Source organism: Pseudomonas sp. MTM4, assembly GCF_019355055.1.
In the GTDB taxonomy this organism is placed as follows: Bacteria; Pseudomonadota; Gammaproteobacteria; order Pseudomonadales; family Pseudomonadaceae; genus Stutzerimonas.
The window spans coordinates 1796221-1815021 of the sequence record NZ_CP048411.1; the positions used below are offsets into that span (position 1 = coordinate 1796221).

The following is an 18801-nucleotide window of genomic DNA, read 5'->3' on the forward strand; positions in this document are numbered from 1 at the left end:
CAGCTGGCGCATTTCCATATATGTCATGGCCCCGGTTCGAGCGGGGTCCGGGCAGTCGCGGCCTTGTATGGCCGCCATCGCTTCCCGATAATAGCGGCCTTTTAGCTCGGGCTCGTGCAGAGCACCACAGGAACCCGCATGACCGAACTCGCCCTGATCATGGTTAGCGCCATCCTGGTCAACAATTTCGTGCTGGTACAGTTTCTCGGCCTGTGCCCGTTCATGGGCGTCTCGAAAAAGATCGAAACCGCCATCGGCCTGTCGTTGGCCACTACCTTCGTGCTGACATTGGCCGCGATGTGCAGCTATCTGGTGCAGCAGTACGTGCTCAAACCGCTAGATCTGGAATTCCTGCGCACCATCAGCTTCATCCTGGTGATCGCCGTGGTGGTGCAGTTCACCGAAATGGTGGTGAACAAGACCAGTCCTCTTCTATACCGCGTGCTGGGCATCTTCCTGCCACTGATCACCACCAACTGCATCGTGCTGGGCGTCGCCCTGCTCAATGCCAACAAATCCGAATTCACCTTCATCACCGCGACCGCCAATGGCTTTGCAGCCGGCCTGGGTTTCTCCTTGGTGCTGGTGCTGTTCGCCGCCATGCGTGAGCGCATCGCCATCGCCGACGTTCCCAAGTCGTTCCAGGGCGCGGCCATCGGCATGGTCACCGCCGGCCTGATGTCACTGGCGTTCATGGGCTTCACCGGGTTGATCAAGCTATGAGTCTGGTCGTGATCGCCGTGCTCGCGTTATTGGCGCTGTGCCTGGTGTGCGGTGCGATCCTCGGGTTTGCGGCGGTGCGCTTCCGGGTCGAAGGTGACCCGATCGCCGAGCAGATCAATGCGCTGCTGCCGCAGACCCAGTGTGGCCAGTGTGGCTATCCGGGCTGCAAGCCCTACGCCGAAGCGATTGCCGGCGGCGACAAGATCAACAAGTGCCCACCGGGCGGCGAGTCCACCATCCAGGCGCTGGCCGACCTGCTGGATGTCGAGCCCGAACCGCTGGATGCCGTGGAAGGTGAAGTACCGCCACGTGTCGCCTATATCCGCGAGGCCGAGTGCATCGGCTGCACCAAGTGCATTCAGGCCTGCCCGGTGGATGCCATCGTCGGCGCCGCCAAGCAGATGCACACCGTGATTGTCTCCGAATGCACCGGCTGCGACCTCTGCGTCGAGCCCTGCCCAGTGGACTGCATCGACATGATCGAACTGGGCAGTAACCTGCAGAGCTGGAAGTGGGACCAGCCGCTGGCACCAGGCCAGTTGATCGCCAGTGACCGGGAGCAGGCCGCATGACCTCGCTGAACGTCTGGGACATTCATGGCGGCATCCATCCACCGGAGTGCAAGGATCTGTCCAACCGCGCGCCGATCCAGCGGATGCCACTGCCTGCGCGGTTGATCGTACCGCTCGCCCAGCACCTGGGCGCCCCGGCCGAGCCCTGCGTGGCGCTCGGCGAGCAGGTGCTCAAAGGCCAGAAGATTGCCGAGGCCAGCGGCTTCGTCAGCGCGCCGGTGCATGCGCCCACCTCGGGCACCGTCAGTTTCATTGGCCCGCAGCCCTACCCGCACGTCTCGGGGATGACCGCCACGGCCATCGTCATCGACAGCGATGGCCGCGACCAGTGGATCGAGCTGCAGCCGCATACCGATTATCGCCAGCTGCCCCCTGCCGAGCTGCTGGACATCATCCGCCAGGCAGGTATCAATGGCCTTGGCGGCGCCGGCTTCCCCACCGCGGTGAAGCTGACCGCACCGCCCACGCAGACGATTCGCACGCTGGTCATCAACGGCACCGAATGCGAGCCCTACATTACCGCCGATGACCTGCTGATGCGCGAGAAGGCCGCCGAACTGATCGCGGGCATCGAGATCCTCGAATACCTGATCCAGCCGCAGGAAGTGCTGATCGGCATAGAAGACAACAAACCCGAGGCGATTGCCGCCGTGCGCGCTGCCGTCGCCAATCGACCCTATATGGTTAAGGTCTTTCCCACCAAGTATCCCTCCGGTGGCGAGAAGCAGCTGATCCAGATCCTCACCGGCGAGGAAGTGCCCAGTGGCGGCCTGCCGGCTGATATCGGCATGCTCTGCCAGAACGTCGGCACCTGCGTCGCCGTCCACGATGCCGTGCTGCTAGGCAAGCCGCTGATCTCGCGCATTACCACCCTGACCGGCGAAGCGCTCGTCCGGCCGATGAACATCGAGGCGCTGATCGGCACGCCAGTGGCCGAACTGCTGGCCTTCGCCGGCCTCGACAGCGGCAAGCTCAACCGCCTGATCATGGGCGGCCCGATGATGGGCTTTACCCTGCCGTCGATGGACGTGCCGCTGATCAAGACCACCAACTGCCTGCTGGCCAGCACCCTGGCCGAGCTGCCGCCACCGCCGCCGGCCCTGCCCTGCATCCGCTGCGGCGAATGTGCTGAGGTCTGCCCGGCCAGCCTGCTGCCGCAACAACTGCATTTCTTCGCCCTGGGCCAGGAGCACGAGCAGCTCAAGGCCTACAACCTGTTCGACTGCATCGAATGCGGCGCCTGCGCCTACGTCTGCCCCTCGAGCATTCCGCTGGTGCAGTACTACCGCGCCGCCAAAGGTGAGATCCGCGCGCTGGAACAGAAACAACAGAAAGCCGAGCACTCCAAACAACGTTTCGAACTGCGCCAGGAACGTCTGCGCCGCGCAGAAGAGCAGAAGGAAGCCGATCGCAAGGCCCGCGCCGAACGCGCCGCGCGTGCCAAGGAAGCCCAGGCGCAAACCGCCAGCCAGGACGACCCGGTTACCCGCGTCCAGGCGCAGAAGGTTGGCCTGTCCGAAGAACAGAAGAAGCTCAAGATCGAAGCCAGCATGGCCCAGGTCGCCCTGAAGAAAGCCGAAAAGCAGCTCGCCGCCCATGCCACGCCCGAGCTGGAAGCACAGGTCGCCGAACTGCGCATCGCCGCCAGCAGCGCTCAACAGGCGCTGGACGCTGCCAATGCCGCCGCTCCGCCTGCGCAAGCCACACCCGCCCCGGCCAACGACGAAGCGGCCAAGAAGGCCAAGATCGAAGCCGCCATGCTGCGGGCCCAAGTACGCAAGCTGGAAAAACTCGAAACCCGCGATGACGAGCAGCAGGCCGAACTGACCCGCCTGCAAGCCCAACTGACCGAAGCCGAGCAAGCACTGGCCGGCGCGCAGCAAGGCGCACCCGCCGCCCCGAGCAAACCGGCCGGCGACGAGGTATTGAAGAAAGCCAAAATCGAAGCCGCGATGCTTCGCGCCCAGGTGCGCAAACTGGAAAAACTGGAGAACCGCGACGACGAGCAGCAGGCCGAACTGACCCGCCTGCAAGCCCAACTGACCGAAGCCGAGCAAGCACTGGCCGGCGCGCAGCAAGGCGCATCCACCGCCCCGAGCAAACCGACCGGCGACGATGTATTGAAAAAAGCCAAGATCGAGCTGGCGATGAAGCGTGCCGAACTGAAGAAAGCCGAAAAAGCCGGCGCCGATGAGGCCGAGCTCAGCAAGCTGCGCGATGGTCTGGCCAGTGCCGAACAGGCCCTGCATGCCGCAGAGGAAAAATCCGCCAAGCCGGTGCCGGAACTGGTTCGCACCGACAAGCGCCCGATTGACGAGCAGTCCCGAGCGCTGAAGACCGAAGTAGCCTTCGCCCGCGCCGACCTGCGCAAGCTGGAGCGCGACTCCGACAGCGACGCCACCCGTGTCGAGGCCGCGCGCCAGCGTCTGAACGAGGCCGAACGCAAATTGCAGGAATACACCGACTCATAAGTAGCGGCGCTCCAGGCGCAACTATCCGGGAGCGGCCATTTTCGTGAAACCGCACCCTGCACCTATTCGACCGGAGAGCCAATGGCCCTGCCACGCATCACTTCACCGCACGCCACCGGCAGCAACCGCACCCAGCGGGTCATGCTGCTGGTACTGGCTGCCACCCTGCCCGGCGTGATCGTCCTCACCTGGCTCTATGGCGCCGGCACGCTGATCAACCTGTGCTGGGCCAGCGCCGTCGCGCTGGGTTTCGAGGCGCTGCTGCTCAAGGTTCGGCAACGTCCTGTGCAGTTCTTTCTGCGCGATGGCAGCGCCCTGGTTACTGCAGTGCTGCTGGCGCTGGCGCTGCCGCCCTACTCGCCCTGGTGGCTGACGCTGATCGCCACCGGCAGCGCCATCGTCTTCGGCAAGCAACTCTATGGCGGACTGGGGCAGAACCCGTTCAACCCGGCGATGATCGGCTACGTGGTGGTGCTGATCTCTTTCCCGGTGGAAATGACCACCTGGCCCGTACCCCACAGCGTCGGCCTGGGCGCCGGCTTGCAGCATATCCTCGGCATCGCCGCACTGCCCGATGGCTGGAGCCAGGCCACAGCATTGGACGTGATGAAGCTGAACAGGAGCCTGACCGTCGAGGAGCTCTGGGCCAACTCGGCGTTCGGGCACTTTGGCGGCATCGGCTCGGAAGTGGTCAACCTGGCGTTCCTGGCCGGCGGGCTGTTTCTGCTGCACAAGCGGCTGTTCAGCTGGCACGCGCCGGTGGGCATGCTCGCGGCGCTGGCGCTGATGAGCCTGGTGTTCTGGAACGGCTCAGGCTCCGATAGCAACGGCTCACCGCTGTTCCACCTGCTCAGCGGCGCCACCATGCTCGGCGCCTTCTTCATCGTGACCGACCCGGTCAGCGGCGCGACTAGCACCTTGGGGCGGCTGATCTTCGGCGCCGGCGTTGGCGTCCTGGTCTACGTCATCCGCGCCTGGGGCGGCTATCCGGACGGCGTCGCCTTCGCCGTGCTGCTGATGAACCTGGCGGCGCCGACCATCGACTACTACACCCGCCCGCGCACCTACGGCCACCGCAAGGCCGAGCGCGGCTTCAAGCTGGGCGAATGACATGATCCTTCCCGAACTCAGCCGCTCTATGTACAAGAATGCTTTGGTGCTGGGGCTGTTCGCGGTCGTCACCGTGGGCGCGGTGACGCTGTTGCAGCAGTTCACCGCCGAACGCATCCAGGCTTCCGAGCGCGCGGCGCAACTTCGAGCGCTGAACGAAATTCTGCCTCGTGGCAGCTACGACAATCAGTTGCTGGACCACAGCGTCCTCATCGAGGATCGCCTGCTCGGCAACAGGGGGCCGCAACCGGCCTACATCGCCATCAAGGATGGTCGCCCCAGCGCGATGATCCTGCAGGCCGTCGCCCCCGACGGTTACAGCGGTGCCATTCATCTGCTGATCGGCATACGGGCAGACGGCAGGCTCACCGGCGTGCGTGTGGTCGGCCACCGGGAAACTCCCGGCCTCGGCGACAAGATCGAACTGGCCAAGGACCGCTGGATCCTGGGTTTCAACGGCAAGTCGCTCGACGATCCGCAAGCCAGCGGCTGGGCAGTGAAGAAGGATCGCGGCGACTTCGACCAGTTCGCCGGCGCCACCATTACACCGCGTGCGGTAGTCAGTGCCGTGCACCGCGCCTTGCAATATTTCGATGCGCACAAGGCCGAGCTGTTCGACGCCCATACCGCTCCAGTAGCACCCGAGCAGGCGCTGGAAGGCGTGGCCGAACCCGACGAAGCCACCACCCACTCCCGCGCCGGCACCGCCGCGACCCGTGACGATTTGCAGATCAGCGATCCGCAACCCGAGCAGACAGGTGACAAGCCATGAGCACGCCCAGCTATCGCGAACTGACCGTAAACGGCCTGTGGAAGAACAACCCGGCGCTAGTGCAGCTGCTGGGCCTCTGCCCGCTGCTCGGGGTCAGCAACTCAGCGGTCAACGCCCTTGGCCTTGGCCTTGCCACAGCGCTGGTGCTGGTCTGCTCCAACCTCGGCGTGTCGCTGGTGCGCGGTGTGGTCAACACGGCGGTCCGCCTGCCGGCCTTCGTGATGATCATCGCGGCGCTGACCACCTGTATCGAACTGCTGATGCAGGCATACACCTACGAGCTGTACCAGATCCTCGGCATTTTCATCCCGCTGATTACCACCAACTGCGTGATCCTCGGTCGCGCCGACGGCTTCGCCGCCAAGCACAATCCGCTGATCGCTAGCTTCGACGGCCTGGTCATGGGACTGGGGTTCGCTCTGGTGCTGCTGGTGCTGGGCGGCCTGCGCGAACTATTCGGCACCGGTGCGCTGTTCGCCAACATGCACCTGCTGTTCGGCCCCATCGCCGCCGACTGGCAGATCACACTGTTCAGCGACTACAAGGGCTTCCTGCTGGCGATCCTGCCACCGGGCGCGTTCATCGTGCTCGGTCTGCTGATTGCCCTGAAGAACCGCATCGATGAACAACTGGCTGAGCGGGCCAAGGCGCAGCAACCGGAAGTCCCGGTACAGAGCCGCCGGGTGCGGGTAACCGGAGTGATCGAGTAACCATGAATGCCGAAAAACGCCGGGAGATCTTTCGTCGCTTCCACGAGGACAACCCCGAACCCAAGACCGAGCTGGCCTACAGCACGCCGTTCGAGCTGCTGATCGCGGTGATCCTTTCGGCGCAGGCCACCGACGTCGGCGTTAACAAGGCCACGGCCAGACTCTACCCGGTCGCCAACACGCCGGAGGCGATCTACGCGCTGGGCGTCGAGGGGCTGTCGGAGTACATCAAGACCATCGGCCTGTACCGGGGCAAGGCGAAGAACGTCATCGAGACCTGCCGCATCCTCATCGAGAAGCACGGCAGCCAGGTGCCGGACAACCGCGAAGATCTCGAAGCCCTGCCCGGCGTCGGCCGCAAGACCGCCAACGTGGTGCTCAACACCGCATTCAGGCAGTTCACCATGGCCGTCGATACCCATATCTTCCGCGTATCCAACCGCACCAACATCGCACCTGGCAAGAACGTGCTGGAGGTCGAACGCAAGCTGATCAAGTTCGTGCCCAAGGACTACCTGCTCGACGCCCACCACTGGCTGATCCTGCATGGGCGCTACGTCTGCAAGGCGCGCAAACCGCAGTGTGGCAGCTGCCGAATCGAAGACCTGTGCGAATACAAGCACAAGACTTCCGACGATTGAGCGAGCAAGTGCAAAACCTATCGGGCGATTGAAAAAATCTTTTTTACGGCCTTGTTTTTTGTCGCTATAAGGTGCGCCAACAACGCGCCTTAGCCGTGGAGTGAACAAGTGTCCGAGAAAGAAGATATCCAGATTGAAGACGACTTCGCCGGTGAAGACGAAGACGATACCGCTGAGGCCCCGGTGGAAGTGGCCAAGACCAACCTGACCAAGCGCCGGATCATCGACAATCTGCTCGAGGAACGCCGCCTGCAGAAGCAGCTCAACGAGTTCGACTTCGATCTGTAAGCAAAAAGCCCCGACTCCGGGGCTTTTTTCGTTCGGTCAGATCGTAAGAGTCAGTCCCCGCGGGTCGGCGACAACAGCTCGACCTTGTAGCCATCCGGATCCTCGACGAATGCCAGGATACTGCTGCCATGCAGCATCGGCCCCGGTTCGCGAGTGATCTTGCCGCCACGGCTGCGAATGTCTTCGCACGCCTTGTAGACGTCTTCCACTTCCAGGGCGATGTGCCCGTAGCCGGCGCCCAGCTCATAGCTCTCGACGCCCCAGTTGTGGGTCAGCTCCAGCACGCTGTTGTGTGCCTCATCACCGTAACCAACGAACGCCAGGGTGAACTTGCCGTCGGGGTAATCCTTGCGGCGCAGCAGGGTCATGCCCAGCACTTCGGTGTAGAAGGCGATGGATCTGTCCATATCGCCGACGCGCAGCATGGTGTGGAGTAGTCTCATCATGTTTCTCCTCGTCTAACAAACCTGTCACGATCTAAACGCAAACCCCGGCTCGTGGCCGGGGTTGCGATGTTTCTGTAGGCGCGAGTAGCCCCGCACTTACAAGGTCTCAGAGCGGCGAACGACCCTTGCCGGCGGCGATGCGCAGACGCAGTGCGTTGAGCTTGATGAAGCCCGCGGCGTCGGCCTGGTCGTACGCGCCAGCATCGTCCTCGAAAGTGGCGATATTGGCGTCAAACAGCGACTCGTCGGACTTGCGACCGGCGACGATCACGTTGCCCTTGTACAGCTTCAGGCGTACCACGCCGTTCACCGTGGCCTGGGAAGCATCGATCATCTGCTGCAACATCAGACGCTCCGGGCTCCACCAGTAGCCGTTGTAGATCAGGCTGGCGTACTTGGGCATCAGCTCGTCTTTCAGGTGCGCGACTTCACGGTCCAGGGTGATGGACTCGATGGCGCGGTGGGCCTTGAGCATGATGGTGCCGCCAGGGGTTTCGTAGCAGCCGCGAGACTTCATGCCCACGTAGCGGTTTTCCACGATGTCCAGGCGACCGATGCCGTTCTCACCGCCAATACGGTTCAGCTCGGCCAGTACGGTAGCCGGGCTCAGCTCCTTGCCGTCGATGGCGACGATGTCACCGTTGCGGTAGGTCAGCTCGATGTAGGTCGGTGTATCCGGCGCGGCTTCCGGCGACTTGGTCCAGCGCCACATGTCTTCTTCGTGCTCGGTCCAGGTGTCTTCCAGCACGCCGCCTTCATAGGAGATGTGCAGCAGGTTGGCATCCATGGAGTACGGCGACTTCTTCTTGCCGTGGCGCTCGATCGGGATGGCATGCTTCTCGGCGTAGTCCATCAGCTTCTCGCGCGACAGCAGATCCCACTCGCGCCACGGCGCGATGACCTTCACGCCCGGCTTCAGCGCATAGGCGCCCAGCTCGAAACGCACCTGGTCGTTGCCCTTGCCGGTGGCGCCGTGGGAAATGGCGTCGGCACCGGTCTCGTTGGCGATCTCGATCAGGCGCTTGGCGATCAACGGACGGGCGATGGAAGTACCCAGCAGGTACTCGCCTTCGTAAACGGTGTTGGCACGGAACATCGGGAAGACGAAATCGCGGACGAACTCTTCGCGCAGGTCATCAATGTAGACTTCCTCGACGCCCATGGCCTTGGCCTTGGCGCGAGCCGGTTCGACCTCCTCGCCCTGGCCAAGATCGGCGGTGAAGGTCACTACTTCGCAGTTATAGGTATCTTGCAGCCACTTGAGAATCACCGAGGTGTCCAGGCCACCGGAATACGCCAGGACTACCTTCTTTACGTCGGCCATTGCCATCCACTCCCGGGATTGAAGGAAAGCGGCAATTCTACTGGTCGCGACGCGGGTTTTATAGGGGCGCGAGCGTCGCTGCGGCTCAGGACGACGGAGTAGCCTGCTCGGCCGCTGCGGTCGTGGTGACCGGCGCACGCTCGAGGCGCAAAGCCACCCGGCGGTTCTTCGCACGATTGGCCGGTCCGTTGTTGGCCACCAGGGGGTAGCGCTCGCCATGGAAACGCACCGTGATCTGCTCTTTCGGCACGCCATTGGCGATCAGATACTCCTCGACAGCCAGCGCACGGCGACGGGAAAGGTCGCGGTTGGTGAGCCGATTGCCGCTGTTGTCCGAATGACCATCAAGCTGGATGCGATTGACGCTCGGGTCGGCCTTGAGAAATTGCAGAATGATGTCGAGCTTGGCACGCCCCACGTCATCCAGCGCCACATCGCTGGTGGGGAAACCGACCTGCGACTGACGAATCTGATCGAAGTTGACCGGCAGCAACTTGGCCGTACAAGCGCGGTAGTCTTCATACGCCTTGCCGAAACGCGCCGGCAACAGACGCACCTCGAGCGCTTCACCACCATGACGCGTGTGATGGCGCACCACCGGGCTACGCCCTTCCAGCAGGCCACTGAGCAGCTGCCCAGCTTGCAGGTGCGAGCTGTTGAACGGAATCTCGCCGCCGCCCACCGACACCATTCCCAGGTTGATATCGCTGCGTGCGGGATGCCAGGGTGCCGCCGCCGCCAACAAGGTCGCCGAGCCGTTGCCCAACCAGCGATCCGGCGACTGTAGACGGAAAACAGCCTGCTCGCCTGCCCGGCGGACGAACTCACCGGTGCCGAAACCGGCAATCGGCTGTACCAGCCGGCATTCGAACTGATCGCCCTCGACCTGCCACTCCACCCTTTCCAGACGGGTCTGGAAAGTCAGGGCATTGGCCGGCGAGGCCAACAGGCAAGCCAGGATAAGAAGGCGCAGTCGCACGATGGACTCCAGGGGCAAAGCAGTCTCATGGGTATCGGACCGGGTCGGGGAAACTTGAGGCGCCGGGGCCGGCGACGTGGCTGGGCCAAATCGTGGTATCGCACGGCGCAACACGCATCCGTTAGCATTCACCTCCGAACCCACATGAGTAAGCCGATGATCGTCCGCCCGAAAACCTGCGCCAGGAGCTCACCCATCAGCTGGGCTTTCGCGCTCGTGCTGCTCAGCGGCTTCCTGGGCGGATGCACCTTGCCTGATCTCGACGGTCGCATCGCCTCGTCCGCACTGAACCAGAGAGAAAGCGCAGATACGGCGCTCGGCCGCGCGATATCGCCGCGCCGGCAGGCCCATCCGGGCAAGACCGGCATTCATGCGCTGATCGACCCGCACGACGCCTTCGCCGCCCGGGCGCTACTGGCCAGAAGCGCTGAAAAGACATTGGACGTGCAGTACTACATCTGGCGCGGCGACATCACCGGAACTCTATTGTTCGATGAGCTGCGTGCCGCCGCGGAGCGAGGGGTGCGGGTCCGCCTGCTGCTCGATGACAACGGCACTGCCGGGCTCGATGCCGAGCTAGCGGCGCTCGATAGTCATCCAAATATCGAAATCCGGCTGTTCAATCCCTTCGTGATTCGCACGCCCAAAGCGATCGGTTACCTGACCGATTTCATGCGAGCCAACCGCCGCATGCACAACAAGTCGTTCACCGCTGATAACCAGGCCACCATCATTGGCGGGCGCAACGTCGGCGACGAGTACTTCGGGGCGACCGATGGCGTTCTATTCGCTGATCTGGATGTGCTGGCCATTGGCTCGGTGGTCGCTGACGTCTCCAGCGACTTCGACCGCTACTGGGCCAGCGACTCCTCGTACCCGGTCGACCTGATCCTGCCAGAAGCAGGCGCGCGACAGTTACAGCGCTTCGCCGATGCAGCCGCCAGCATGGCCAGTGCCTCTGCAGCTACCGAGTATGTCCGGGCGATCCGCGATTCGGCGTTCATTGCGCACCTGCTGCGCGGTGATCTGGCATTCGAATGGGCCGCTACCCGGATGGTCAGCGACGACCCGGCCAAAGGCCTCGGCCAGGCCGAACCCGATGGGCTGCTGACCCACCAGCTCGGCGAAATCCTCGGCGAACCGCAAGGGCACATCGAACTGGTCTCGCCCTATTTCGTACCAACCGCCGCCGGCACCGAGGCCTTTGTGCAGATGGCCGATCGCGGCGTACAGATTCGCGTGCTCACCAACTCGTTGGCGGCCACGGATGTTGCGGCCGTGCATGCCGGTTATGCCAAGCGCCGCAAGGATCTACTTGAGGCGGGCATTCGGCTCTATGAGATGCGCCGCACATCGCCGAAAAACGACCACATCGAAGGCCGCGGCCCATTCGGCAGCTCCGCCTCCAGCTTGCATGCCAAGACTTTTGCCGTGGATCAGACGAGAGTGTTCGTGGGCTCGTTCAATTTCGATCCACGCTCGGCCAACCTCAACACCGAACTGGGCTTCGTGATCGAAAGCCCGAGCATGGCGCTGGCCATCGAACAGGCATTCGACAAAACCATTCCCGCCAGCTCTTATGAAGTCAGGCTGAGCGAATCAGGCGAACTTTATTGGCTGGAGCAACGCGATGGTCAGCAATTGCGCCATGATAGCGAGCCGGAAACGAGCGTCTGGAAAAGAGCCGTCGTATCGTTTCTATCGATTCTTCCCATCGAGTGGATGCTTTGAAGCCGAACAGCGCATCACCCCGCCAGACAGCCGAGGCTGCCGAACGCGCCTCGACGCCAAGCCCGAGCGCGCTGGTCGGGACGTCGCTGATCATTTGCGAACACTGCGATTCGGTGTACCAGCGCCCTACCCTGGCACGCCGGCAGACAGCCCATTGCCAGCGCTGCGGCGCGCTGTTGGAAAAGGCCCGACATCTGAACGCCGATCAACTGCTGGCGCTCACGCTGGCTGCCGCGATCCTCTTCCTGTTCGCCAACGCCTTTCCCATCATGCAGATAGGCATGCAAGGGCTTAGCAACGAGGCGACTCTATGGGGGACCGTCGAAGCGCTGGCCCAAGGGCAGATCACGCCCATCGCGCTGGTCGCGGGCCTGAGCATCATCTTCGCGCCGGGCCTGCAGATCATCCTGCTGGCCTGGGTGCTGGTACATGCACGTAGCGGCCAGATCGCACCGGGCTTCCGAACCTGCATGCGGGCGCTGGAACATCTACGGCCCTGGAGCATGCTGGAGGTGTGCCTGCTGGGGATTCTCGTCGCCATCATCAAGCTCGGCGGCATGCTCGACGTGCATCCCGGTATCGGCCTCTGGGCCATGGCCATTCTGACCATCCTTATCCTGCTGATAGCCGGCCGCGACGTGCGCGGCCTGTGGGACGATCTGCAGGTGCCGATACGATGACACAACCTCCCTACGCCTCGGAGTTGGGCGTGCAGCTGTGCCACGACTGCGGCCTGGCATGCCGCGCGGAAGATGGCGACTGCCCACGCTGCGACGCGCCACTGCATCGACGCAAACCGAACAGCATTCCGCGCACCTGGGCGCTGCTGGTCGCCGCGCTGGTCCTCTATGTACCAGCCAACACGCTGCCGGTGATGTACACCGATATGTTTGGCAACGGCAGCGAAAACACCATTCTCAGCGGCGTGATCGAGTTCTGGAAAGACGGCTCCTGGGACATCGCGCTGCTGATCTTCATTGCCAGCGTCGGCGTGCCCTGCATGAAGTTCTTCGTGCTCGGCATGCTGCTGATCAGCGCCCAGCGGCGCAGCCGCTGGGCCATGCGCGAACGCGCGCGGCTGTACCGTTTCATCGAAATCATCGGCTACTGGTCGATGCTCGATGTGCTGGTGGTCGCGCTGGTCGCGGCACTGGTGCAATTCCGCGCGCTGAGCACCATCGAGCCGCGCCTGGGTATTTTGTTCTTCGGCCTGGTCGTGGTGCTGACGATGATGGCCTCGATGAGCTTCGATCCGCGATTGATCTGGGATGCAGAGAAAGACGATGTCAGATAACCCCCACCACACCGAATCACCTGCCGGCACGCCCGAGATCAGGCATCGGCCGGTCCGCGTCTCGCTGGTCTGGCTGGTGCCCATCGCCGCCGCGCTGGTGGGCTTTTCCATGGTCATGCAGAACTGGCTTTCTGCCGGGCCGCAAATCACCGTGAGCTTCGAGACCGCCGAAGGGCTCGAAGCCAACAAGACGCAGGTCAAGTACAAGAACGTGGTCATCGGCCAGGTCACCGCCATCAACCTCAGCGAGGATCACACCCGTGTCATCGCCACGGTCGAACTGGATCAGCACGCCGAGCCCTTCACTCGTGAAGACACCAAATTCTGGGTGGTGCGGCCGCGCATCGGCGCCAGTGGTGTATCCGGCGTCGACACCCTGCTGTCCGGCGCCTTCATTGGGGCCGATGCCGGGCGCGCAGAGGAAACCCGTCGCGAATTCCTCGGCTTGGAAGCACCGCCACCGGTGACCTTCGGCGCCGAAGGCAAGCAGTTCACCCTGCGCAGCGATAATCTCGGTTCGCTCGGTGTCGGCTCGCCGCTGTACTTCCGCCGCCTTCAGGTCGGCCAGGTGATCTCGTTCGGGCTGGCCGACGATGGCAAGGGCGTCCAGGTTCAAGTATTCGTCAACGCCCCTTACGATCGCTTCGTCACCGACGACACGCGCTTCTGGAACGCCAGTGGCGTAGATGTTTCCGTCGCTGCAGATGGCCTGCGGGTTAACGCCGAATCGCTCTCTACCATACTCGCCGGAGGCATCGCCTTCCGCGCCCCTAACTACAGCCCCGACGCCAGCCCGGCCGCGCCGGACAGCGAGTTCACGCTGTTTGCCGACGTGCGCCAGGCGATGGCGCCCGCCGACGGCCCGCCGCGCTATGTGCAGATGCGCTTCGACCAGACGCTGCGCGGGCTGAACGTCGATGCGCCGGTGGAGTTTCTCGGCGTGCCCATCGGCCGCGTGGTTTCAGTCAAACTCGACTATGACGAAAAGAACAAAAGCTTCCCTGCGGTGGTCGGCGCGGTGATCTACCCCAGTCGGCTGGGCGCCGCGCATGACAAACTGTCCCAGACCCTGGGCGGCGATACTGAAGAACACACCGCCCGCCTCATGCAAATGTTCGTCGACCGCGGCCTGCGGGCGCAGGCACGCACCGGCAATCTGCTCACCGGCCAGTTGTACATCTCACTGGATTTCGACCCGCGCGCGCCCAAGGTCGCCTTCGATCAGCATGCCCGGCCCATGGTCATCCCGACCACCGCCGGCAGCTTCGACAAACTGCAGGAGCAACTGCAGGCCATGGTCGACAAGCTCAGCAAGCTGCCCATCGAATCGCTGGCCGACAACCTGAATGGCAGTCTCGACGAGCTGCGCCAAACGTTGAAGCAGGTCAACGGCGATGTCCTACCGCAACTGCAGCGCACCCTGGAGCGATCGGAACAGACCCTGCAGAACGCCAACCAGGCGCTTGCTGAAGACTCGCCACAGCGCCAACAACTAGGCGATACCCTCGATGAAGTCCAGCGCGCCGTGCGCTCCGTGCGGACACTGTCGGACTACATCAGCCGTCACCCCGAATCGCTGATCCGCGGCCGCAGCGGCGACGAAACACCGGCGAACTACAAAGGCCAAGCCACCTCGCGAGAACTGAATTCGGAGCACCAGCCATGAACCTGCGCCCCTCTCTGCTCATGCTCGCCGGCGCGTTCGTCCTGAGCGCCTGCAGCTCGACCCCGACGCGCTATCACACACTCATCGCCGCCCAGCCGCACATGACCGAAGCGCCAGCCGAAGCGGCCGGATTCCAGTTGCAGGTGCTACCGGTGCGCATTCCGGTACAGACGGACCAGCCGAGCCTGGTGGTGCGCGAAAGCGATGGCCGCCTGGCGATCCTGGAAACCGCGCTCTGGGCCTCGCCCCCAGCAGACGAATTTCACGATGCGCTGGCGATCGAACTGGAACAGCGCCTCGGCGTGCGTGACCTGGCAGGTCTGCCTGGCCGGACGAACGTTCCAGTGTTGAGCCTGCGCACCGACGTTCGTCGCTTCGATTCGCTGCCCGGCCGGCATGCTGCCCTGGACGTAATGTGGAGCCTGGAAATGAGCGAGCGCGGCCGGCAGAGCCGGGCACTGACCTGCGCCAGCGTGATCCATGAACAGGCCGGCAGCGAGGTGGACAGCCTGGTACTGGCCCACCAGCGTGCCATCGCCGGGCTGGCGGCTACCATCGCCCGAACGGCACGCCAATGGGCAGCGACTCCCGACAGCGGCTGCCCGCAGCCATAGCTGCCGGTACCGCCCGAGGCCCGCTCCATCCAATCGAGCTAATAGTCTTCCGGTCGGAAGCGGGCCAGCGGATTTTCCGGTAGCATTCGCGCACGTTCGATCCGCCTGGAAATCTGCATGTCCGACCGTATCACCCTTCTTCGTCCCGACGACTGGCACATCCATCTGCGCGACGGCGCAGCGCTGTCACACACCGTGGCGGACGCCGCGCGCCAGTTCGCTCGCGCGATCATCATGCCGAACCTCGTGCCGCCGGTGCGCAACGCCGCCGAAGCCGATAGCTATCGCCAGCGAATCATAGCCGCCCGTCCGAAGGGCAGCGCCTTCGAGCCGCTGATGGTGCTCTACCTGACCGACGGCACGCAGCCTAACGACGTGCGTGCAGCCAAGGCCAGCGGCTATGTGTATGCCGCCAAGCTCTACCCGGCTGGCGCGACGACGAACTCGGCGTCCGGCGTGACCCGCATCGACAATATCTTTCCAGTGCTGGAAGCCATGGCCGAGGTCGGCCTGCCGCTGCTGGTCCATGGCGAGGTAACTCGCTCGGAAATCGACATCTTCGATCGCGAGAAATACTTCATCGAAGAGCAGCTGAGTCGGATCACCGAGCGCTTCCCGACGCTGAAGGTGGTGTTCGAGCACATCACCACGCGCGATGCGGTGCAATTCGTCGAGGCCGCCGGCAGCAACGTGGGCGCCACGATCACCGCACATCACCTGCTCTACAACCGCAACCACATGCTGGTGGGCGGGATTCGTCCGCACTTCTTCTGCCTGCCGATCCTCAAGCGCAACGTCCATCAGAAAGCCCTGCTCGACGCCGCAACCAGCGGCAGCCCGAAATTCTTCCTCGGCACGGACTCGGCACCTCACGCCCAGCATGCCAAGGAAAACGCCTGCGGCTGTGCCGGCTGTTACACCGCCTATGCGGCGATCGAGCTCTATGCCGAGGCATTCGAGCAGCGCAGCGCACTCGATCGCTTGGAAGCCTTCGCCAGCCATTTCGGCGCCGATTTCTACGGTCTGCCACGCAACACCGAGCAGATCACGCTGGTGCGCGAACCTTGGAACGTGCCTGGCCACCTGCCCTTCGGGGAGCACAACGTCGTGCCCCTGCGCGCGGGCGAAACCCTGCAATGGCGTCTGGAGGCAAGCGCATGAGCGAGGACTCGTTCGACGACGAATTGGAGAACAACCTCTCGGGCAAACCGCGCTCGCCCATGGCGCAGCGTTTCCGCGGTTTCCTGCCGGTGGTGGTCGACGTCGAATGCGGCGGCTTCAACTGCGCCACCGACGCCCTGCTGGAAATCGCTGCGGTGACCATCGGCATGGATGAACAAGGCCTGCTCTATCCGCAGGAAACCATGTTCTTCCGGGTCGAGCCCTTTGCCGGCGCCAATATCGAAGCCGCCGCGCTCGAGTTCACAGGAATCAAGCTGGATCACCCCCTGCGCATGGCCGTCGCTGAATCCCACGCGATGGGCGAGATCCTGCGCAGCGTGCGCAAGGCGGTGAAATCGGCCGGCTGCAAACGCGCCATCCTGGTGGGCCACAACAGCAGCTTCGACCTGGGCTTTCTCAACGCAGCGATTGCCCGTTGCGACATCAAACGCAACCCCTTCCACCCCTTCTCCAGCTTCGACACGGCGACGCTTGCCGGCCTCGCCTACGGCCAGACCGTCCTGGCCAAGGCCTGCCAGGCCGCGGGCATCGACTTCGACGGTCGAGAGGCTCACTCGGCCCGCTACGACACCGAAAAGACCGCCGAGCTGTTCTGCGGCATCGTCAATCGCTGGAAGGAAATGGGTGGCTGGGAAGAGTTCGACGAGTGAAGCCGACAAGAGCGCTGGAGGCGTGAGGCTGGACGAAAAGCGACTCGGAGCGGCCCTTTCACCCAGCTTTCCCGCCTCCAGCCCGTAGGGTGGGCTTCAGCCCACCAAACCCCGCGGTCGACACGGTTGCTATCCCGCCTTGGTGGGCTAAAGCCCACCCTACCCTTACAAACGAAAAGGCCAGTCACGTGACTGGCCTTTTGCATCGGGGTCCGCTTACAGCGGCTTGCCGCGATTGCCGTGTTCGCTCACGAAAGCCTGCATGGCCTTGAGATCGTTCGCCAGCACGGTGCAACGCTCAGGACGCTCGAACAGATCGGCCAGGTGCGCCGGCAATTCCAGCGCCTTGCCGACACCGGCCTTCTCCACCGCCTCGGGGAATTTCACCGGATGTGCAGTGCCAAGGGTCACCATCGGCGTCGACAGGCTGCGACGGCATTCACGGGCGGCGTAGACGCCAATTGCAGTGTGGGGGTCGAGCAATTCGCCCGTTTTGGCAAACACTTCGGCAATGGTCTTGCAGGTCTGCTCGTCGTCCACGGCCAGGGAATCGAACAGCTTGCGTGCTTCGGTCCAGCGCGCTTCCTCGACCGACAGCTTGCCGCTGGCCTTGAAGGCGCTCATCAGCTCGGCCACGGAAGCGCCATTGCGGCCGTGCAGGTCGAACAGCAATCGCTCGAAGTTGGATGAGACCATGATGTCCATGGACGGCGACAACGAGGGATGCAAGGTGTCCTTGTCGTAGCGGTTGCCGCTCATGAAACGGTGCAGGATGTCGTTGCGGTTGGTGGCCACCACCAGTTGGCTGATCGGCAGGCCCATGTTGCGCGCCAGGTAGCCGGCGAAGATGTCGCCGAAGTTGCCGGTCGGCACCGAGAACGCCACCGAGCGCGCCGGACCGCCCAGCTGCAAGGCTGCATGGAAGTAGTAGACGATCTGGGCCATGATCCGCGCCCAGTTGATCGAGTTCACCGCCACCAGACGGGTGCCCTTGAGAAAGCCCTGGTCGGCGAAGCTGTCCTTGACCATCTCCTGGCAGTCGTCGAAGTTGCCTTCGATGGCGATGTTGTGGATGTTGTCGCCGAAGATGGTGGTCATCTGCCGACGCTGCACTTCCGAAACGCGGTTGTGCGGATGCAGGATGAAGATGTCGACGTTATCGCAACGGCGGCAACCTTCGATGGCCGCCGAGCCGGTGTCACCCGAGGTGGCGCCGATGATCACCACGCGCTCGCCGCGCTTGGCCAGGACGTAGTCGAGCAGGCGACCGAGCAGTTGCAGGGCGAAATCCTTGAAGGCCAGGGTCGGGCCGTGGAACAGCTCCATCACCCATTCGTTGCCATCCAGCTGGCGCAGCGGTGCCACGGCACTATGGGCGAATACGCCATAGGTTTCTTCGAGAATTTGCTTGAAGTCGGCGTCAGGAATGCTGTCAGCCACGAACGGGCGCATCACCTTGAATGCCAGCTCGTGATATGGCAGGCCGGCCCAGGAAGCGATTTCCTCGACAGTGAAGCGCGGCAGGTTTTCCGGCACATAGAGGCCGCCGTCGCTGGCCAGCCCGGCCAGCAGCACGTCTTCGAAATCCAGGGCCGGAGCCTGACCACGGGTACTGATGTAGCGCATAT

The 18801-nt window shown here is 63.4% G+C and carries 19 protein-coding genes; 15 read left to right on the forward strand and 4 right to left on the reverse strand.

Annotated elements, in window-relative coordinates; translation table 11 throughout:
• The first annotated feature begins 138 nt into the window (after nucleotides 1–138).
• The 8 genes from rsxA to GYM54_RS08205 all read left to right on the forward strand — a co-directional run bounded on the left by rsxA (nucleotide 139) and on the right by GYM54_RS08205 (nucleotide 7287).
• Complete coding sequence (gene rsxA / locus GYM54_RS08170) at nucleotides 139–723, forward strand: electron transport complex subunit RsxA (protein ID WP_131650646.1); 585 nt, start codon at nucleotides 139–141, stop codon at nucleotides 721–723.
• Entirely contained in the window at nucleotides 720–1295 is a 576-nt protein-coding gene (rsxB, locus tag GYM54_RS08175; RefSeq protein WP_181100537.1) for an electron transport complex subunit RsxB, read from the forward strand. The genes rsxA and rsxB overlap by 4 nt, the downstream gene beginning before the upstream one ends.
• The gene (gene rsxC, locus GYM54_RS08180; protein ID WP_197445578.1) at nucleotides 1292–3766 is read left to right on the forward strand and encodes an electron transport complex subunit RsxC; all 2475 of its coding nucleotides are present in this window, start codon (nucleotides 1292–1294) and stop codon (nucleotides 3764–3766) included. The genes rsxB and rsxC overlap by 4 nt, the downstream gene beginning before the upstream one ends.
• Nucleotides 3767–3847: 81 nt before the next feature.
• Complete coding sequence (locus GYM54_RS08185; protein ID WP_181100533.1) at nucleotides 3848–4876, forward strand: RnfABCDGE type electron transport complex subunit D; 1029 nt, start codon at nucleotides 3848–3850, stop codon at nucleotides 4874–4876.
• Nucleotide 4877: 1 nt separating this feature from the next.
• A complete protein-coding gene (rsxG, locus tag GYM54_RS08190; protein ID WP_197445577.1) occupies nucleotides 4878–5648 on the forward strand; it encodes an electron transport complex subunit RsxG in 771 nt (256 codons plus the stop codon).
• Nucleotides 5645–6358: an electron transport complex subunit E gene (locus GYM54_RS08195; RefSeq protein WP_197445576.1), complete on the forward strand. Its 714-nt coding sequence runs from the start codon at nucleotides 5645–5647 to the stop codon at nucleotides 6356–6358. Before rsxG ends, GYM54_RS08195 begins: the two co-directional genes overlap by 4 nt.
• 2 nt (nucleotides 6359–6360) lie before the next feature.
• A complete protein-coding gene (nth, locus tag GYM54_RS08200; RefSeq protein ID WP_197445575.1) occupies nucleotides 6361–6999 on the forward strand; it encodes an endonuclease III in 639 nt (212 codons plus the stop codon).
• 108 nt (nucleotides 7000–7107) lie between these two features.
• A complete protein-coding gene (locus GYM54_RS08205) occupies nucleotides 7108–7287 on the forward strand; it encodes a PA3496 family putative envelope integrity protein (protein ID WP_131650652.1) in 180 nt (59 codons plus the stop codon).
• 50 nt (nucleotides 7288–7337) lie between these two features.
• Here the strand turns inward: GYM54_RS08205 and gloA are convergent, their stop codons facing one another.
• The 3 genes from gloA to GYM54_RS08220 all read right to left on the reverse strand — a co-directional run bounded on the left by gloA (nucleotide 7338) and on the right by GYM54_RS08220 (nucleotide 10036).
• Nucleotides 7338–7730 (reverse strand): lactoylglutathione lyase, encoded by a 393-nt coding sequence (gene gloA, locus GYM54_RS08210; RefSeq protein WP_197445651.1) that lies wholly within the window; start codon nucleotides 7728–7730, stop codon nucleotides 7338–7340.
• Between the two features lie 109 nt (nucleotides 7731–7839).
• A complete protein-coding gene (locus GYM54_RS08215) occupies nucleotides 7840–9057 on the reverse strand; it encodes an argininosuccinate synthase (RefSeq protein ID WP_197445574.1) in 1218 nt (405 codons plus the stop codon).
• A gap of 85 nt (nucleotides 9058–9142) precedes the next feature.
• Nucleotides 9143–10036 (reverse strand): OmpA family protein, encoded by an 894-nt coding sequence (locus GYM54_RS08220; protein WP_131650655.1) that lies wholly within the window; start codon nucleotides 10034–10036, stop codon nucleotides 9143–9145.
• A gap of 144 nt (nucleotides 10037–10180) precedes the next feature.
• Here GYM54_RS08220 and GYM54_RS08225 point away from each other — a divergent pair, with 144 nt between their 5' ends.
• The 7 genes from GYM54_RS08225 (at nucleotide 10181) to rnt (ending at nucleotide 17173) form a co-directional block, all read left to right on the forward strand.
• Nucleotides 10181–11767 (forward strand): phospholipase D family protein, encoded by a 1587-nt coding sequence (locus GYM54_RS08225; RefSeq protein ID WP_231752216.1) that lies wholly within the window; start codon nucleotides 10181–10183, stop codon nucleotides 11765–11767.
• Between the two features lie 71 nt (nucleotides 11768–11838).
• The gene (locus GYM54_RS08230; RefSeq protein WP_131650948.1) at nucleotides 11839–12447 is read left to right on the forward strand and encodes a paraquat-inducible protein A; all 609 of its coding nucleotides are present in this window, start codon (nucleotides 11839–11841) and stop codon (nucleotides 12445–12447) included.
• Nucleotides 12444–13061, forward strand: a complete 618-nt coding sequence (locus tag GYM54_RS08235; RefSeq protein WP_131650657.1) for a paraquat-inducible protein A — start codon at nucleotides 12444–12446, stop codon at nucleotides 13059–13061. Before GYM54_RS08230 ends, GYM54_RS08235 begins: the two co-directional genes overlap by 4 nt.
• Nucleotides 13051–14727 carry an intermembrane transport protein PqiB gene (locus GYM54_RS08240; RefSeq protein WP_181100519.1) on the forward strand — a complete coding sequence of 559 codons (1677 nt, stop codon included), beginning with the start codon at nucleotides 13051–13053 and terminating at the stop codon, nucleotides 14725–14727. The genes GYM54_RS08235 and GYM54_RS08240 overlap by 11 nt, the downstream gene beginning before the upstream one ends.
• Nucleotides 14724–15341, forward strand: a complete 618-nt coding sequence (locus GYM54_RS08245; RefSeq protein WP_181100516.1) for a membrane integrity-associated transporter subunit PqiC — start codon at nucleotides 14724–14726, stop codon at nucleotides 15339–15341. The genes GYM54_RS08240 and GYM54_RS08245 overlap by 4 nt, the downstream gene beginning before the upstream one ends.
• A 117-nt stretch (nucleotides 15342–15458) precedes the next feature.
• Complete coding sequence (gene pyrC / locus GYM54_RS08250) at nucleotides 15459–16502, forward strand: dihydroorotase (protein WP_197445573.1); 1044 nt, start codon at nucleotides 15459–15461, stop codon at nucleotides 16500–16502.
• Nucleotides 16499–17173, forward strand: a complete 675-nt coding sequence (rnt, locus tag GYM54_RS08255) for a ribonuclease T (protein WP_131650661.1) — start codon at nucleotides 16499–16501, stop codon at nucleotides 17171–17173. The genes pyrC and rnt overlap by 4 nt, the downstream gene beginning before the upstream one ends.
• Before the next feature lie 216 nt (nucleotides 17174–17389).
• On the opposite strand, the gene thrC is transcribed toward rnt, so the two are convergent.
• Nucleotides 17390–18799, reverse strand: coding sequence for a threonine synthase (thrC, locus tag GYM54_RS08260; RefSeq protein ID WP_181100512.1), 1410 nt, complete (start codon nucleotides 18797–18799; stop codon nucleotides 17390–17392).
• Between the last annotated feature and the right edge of the window lie 2 nt (nucleotides 18800–18801).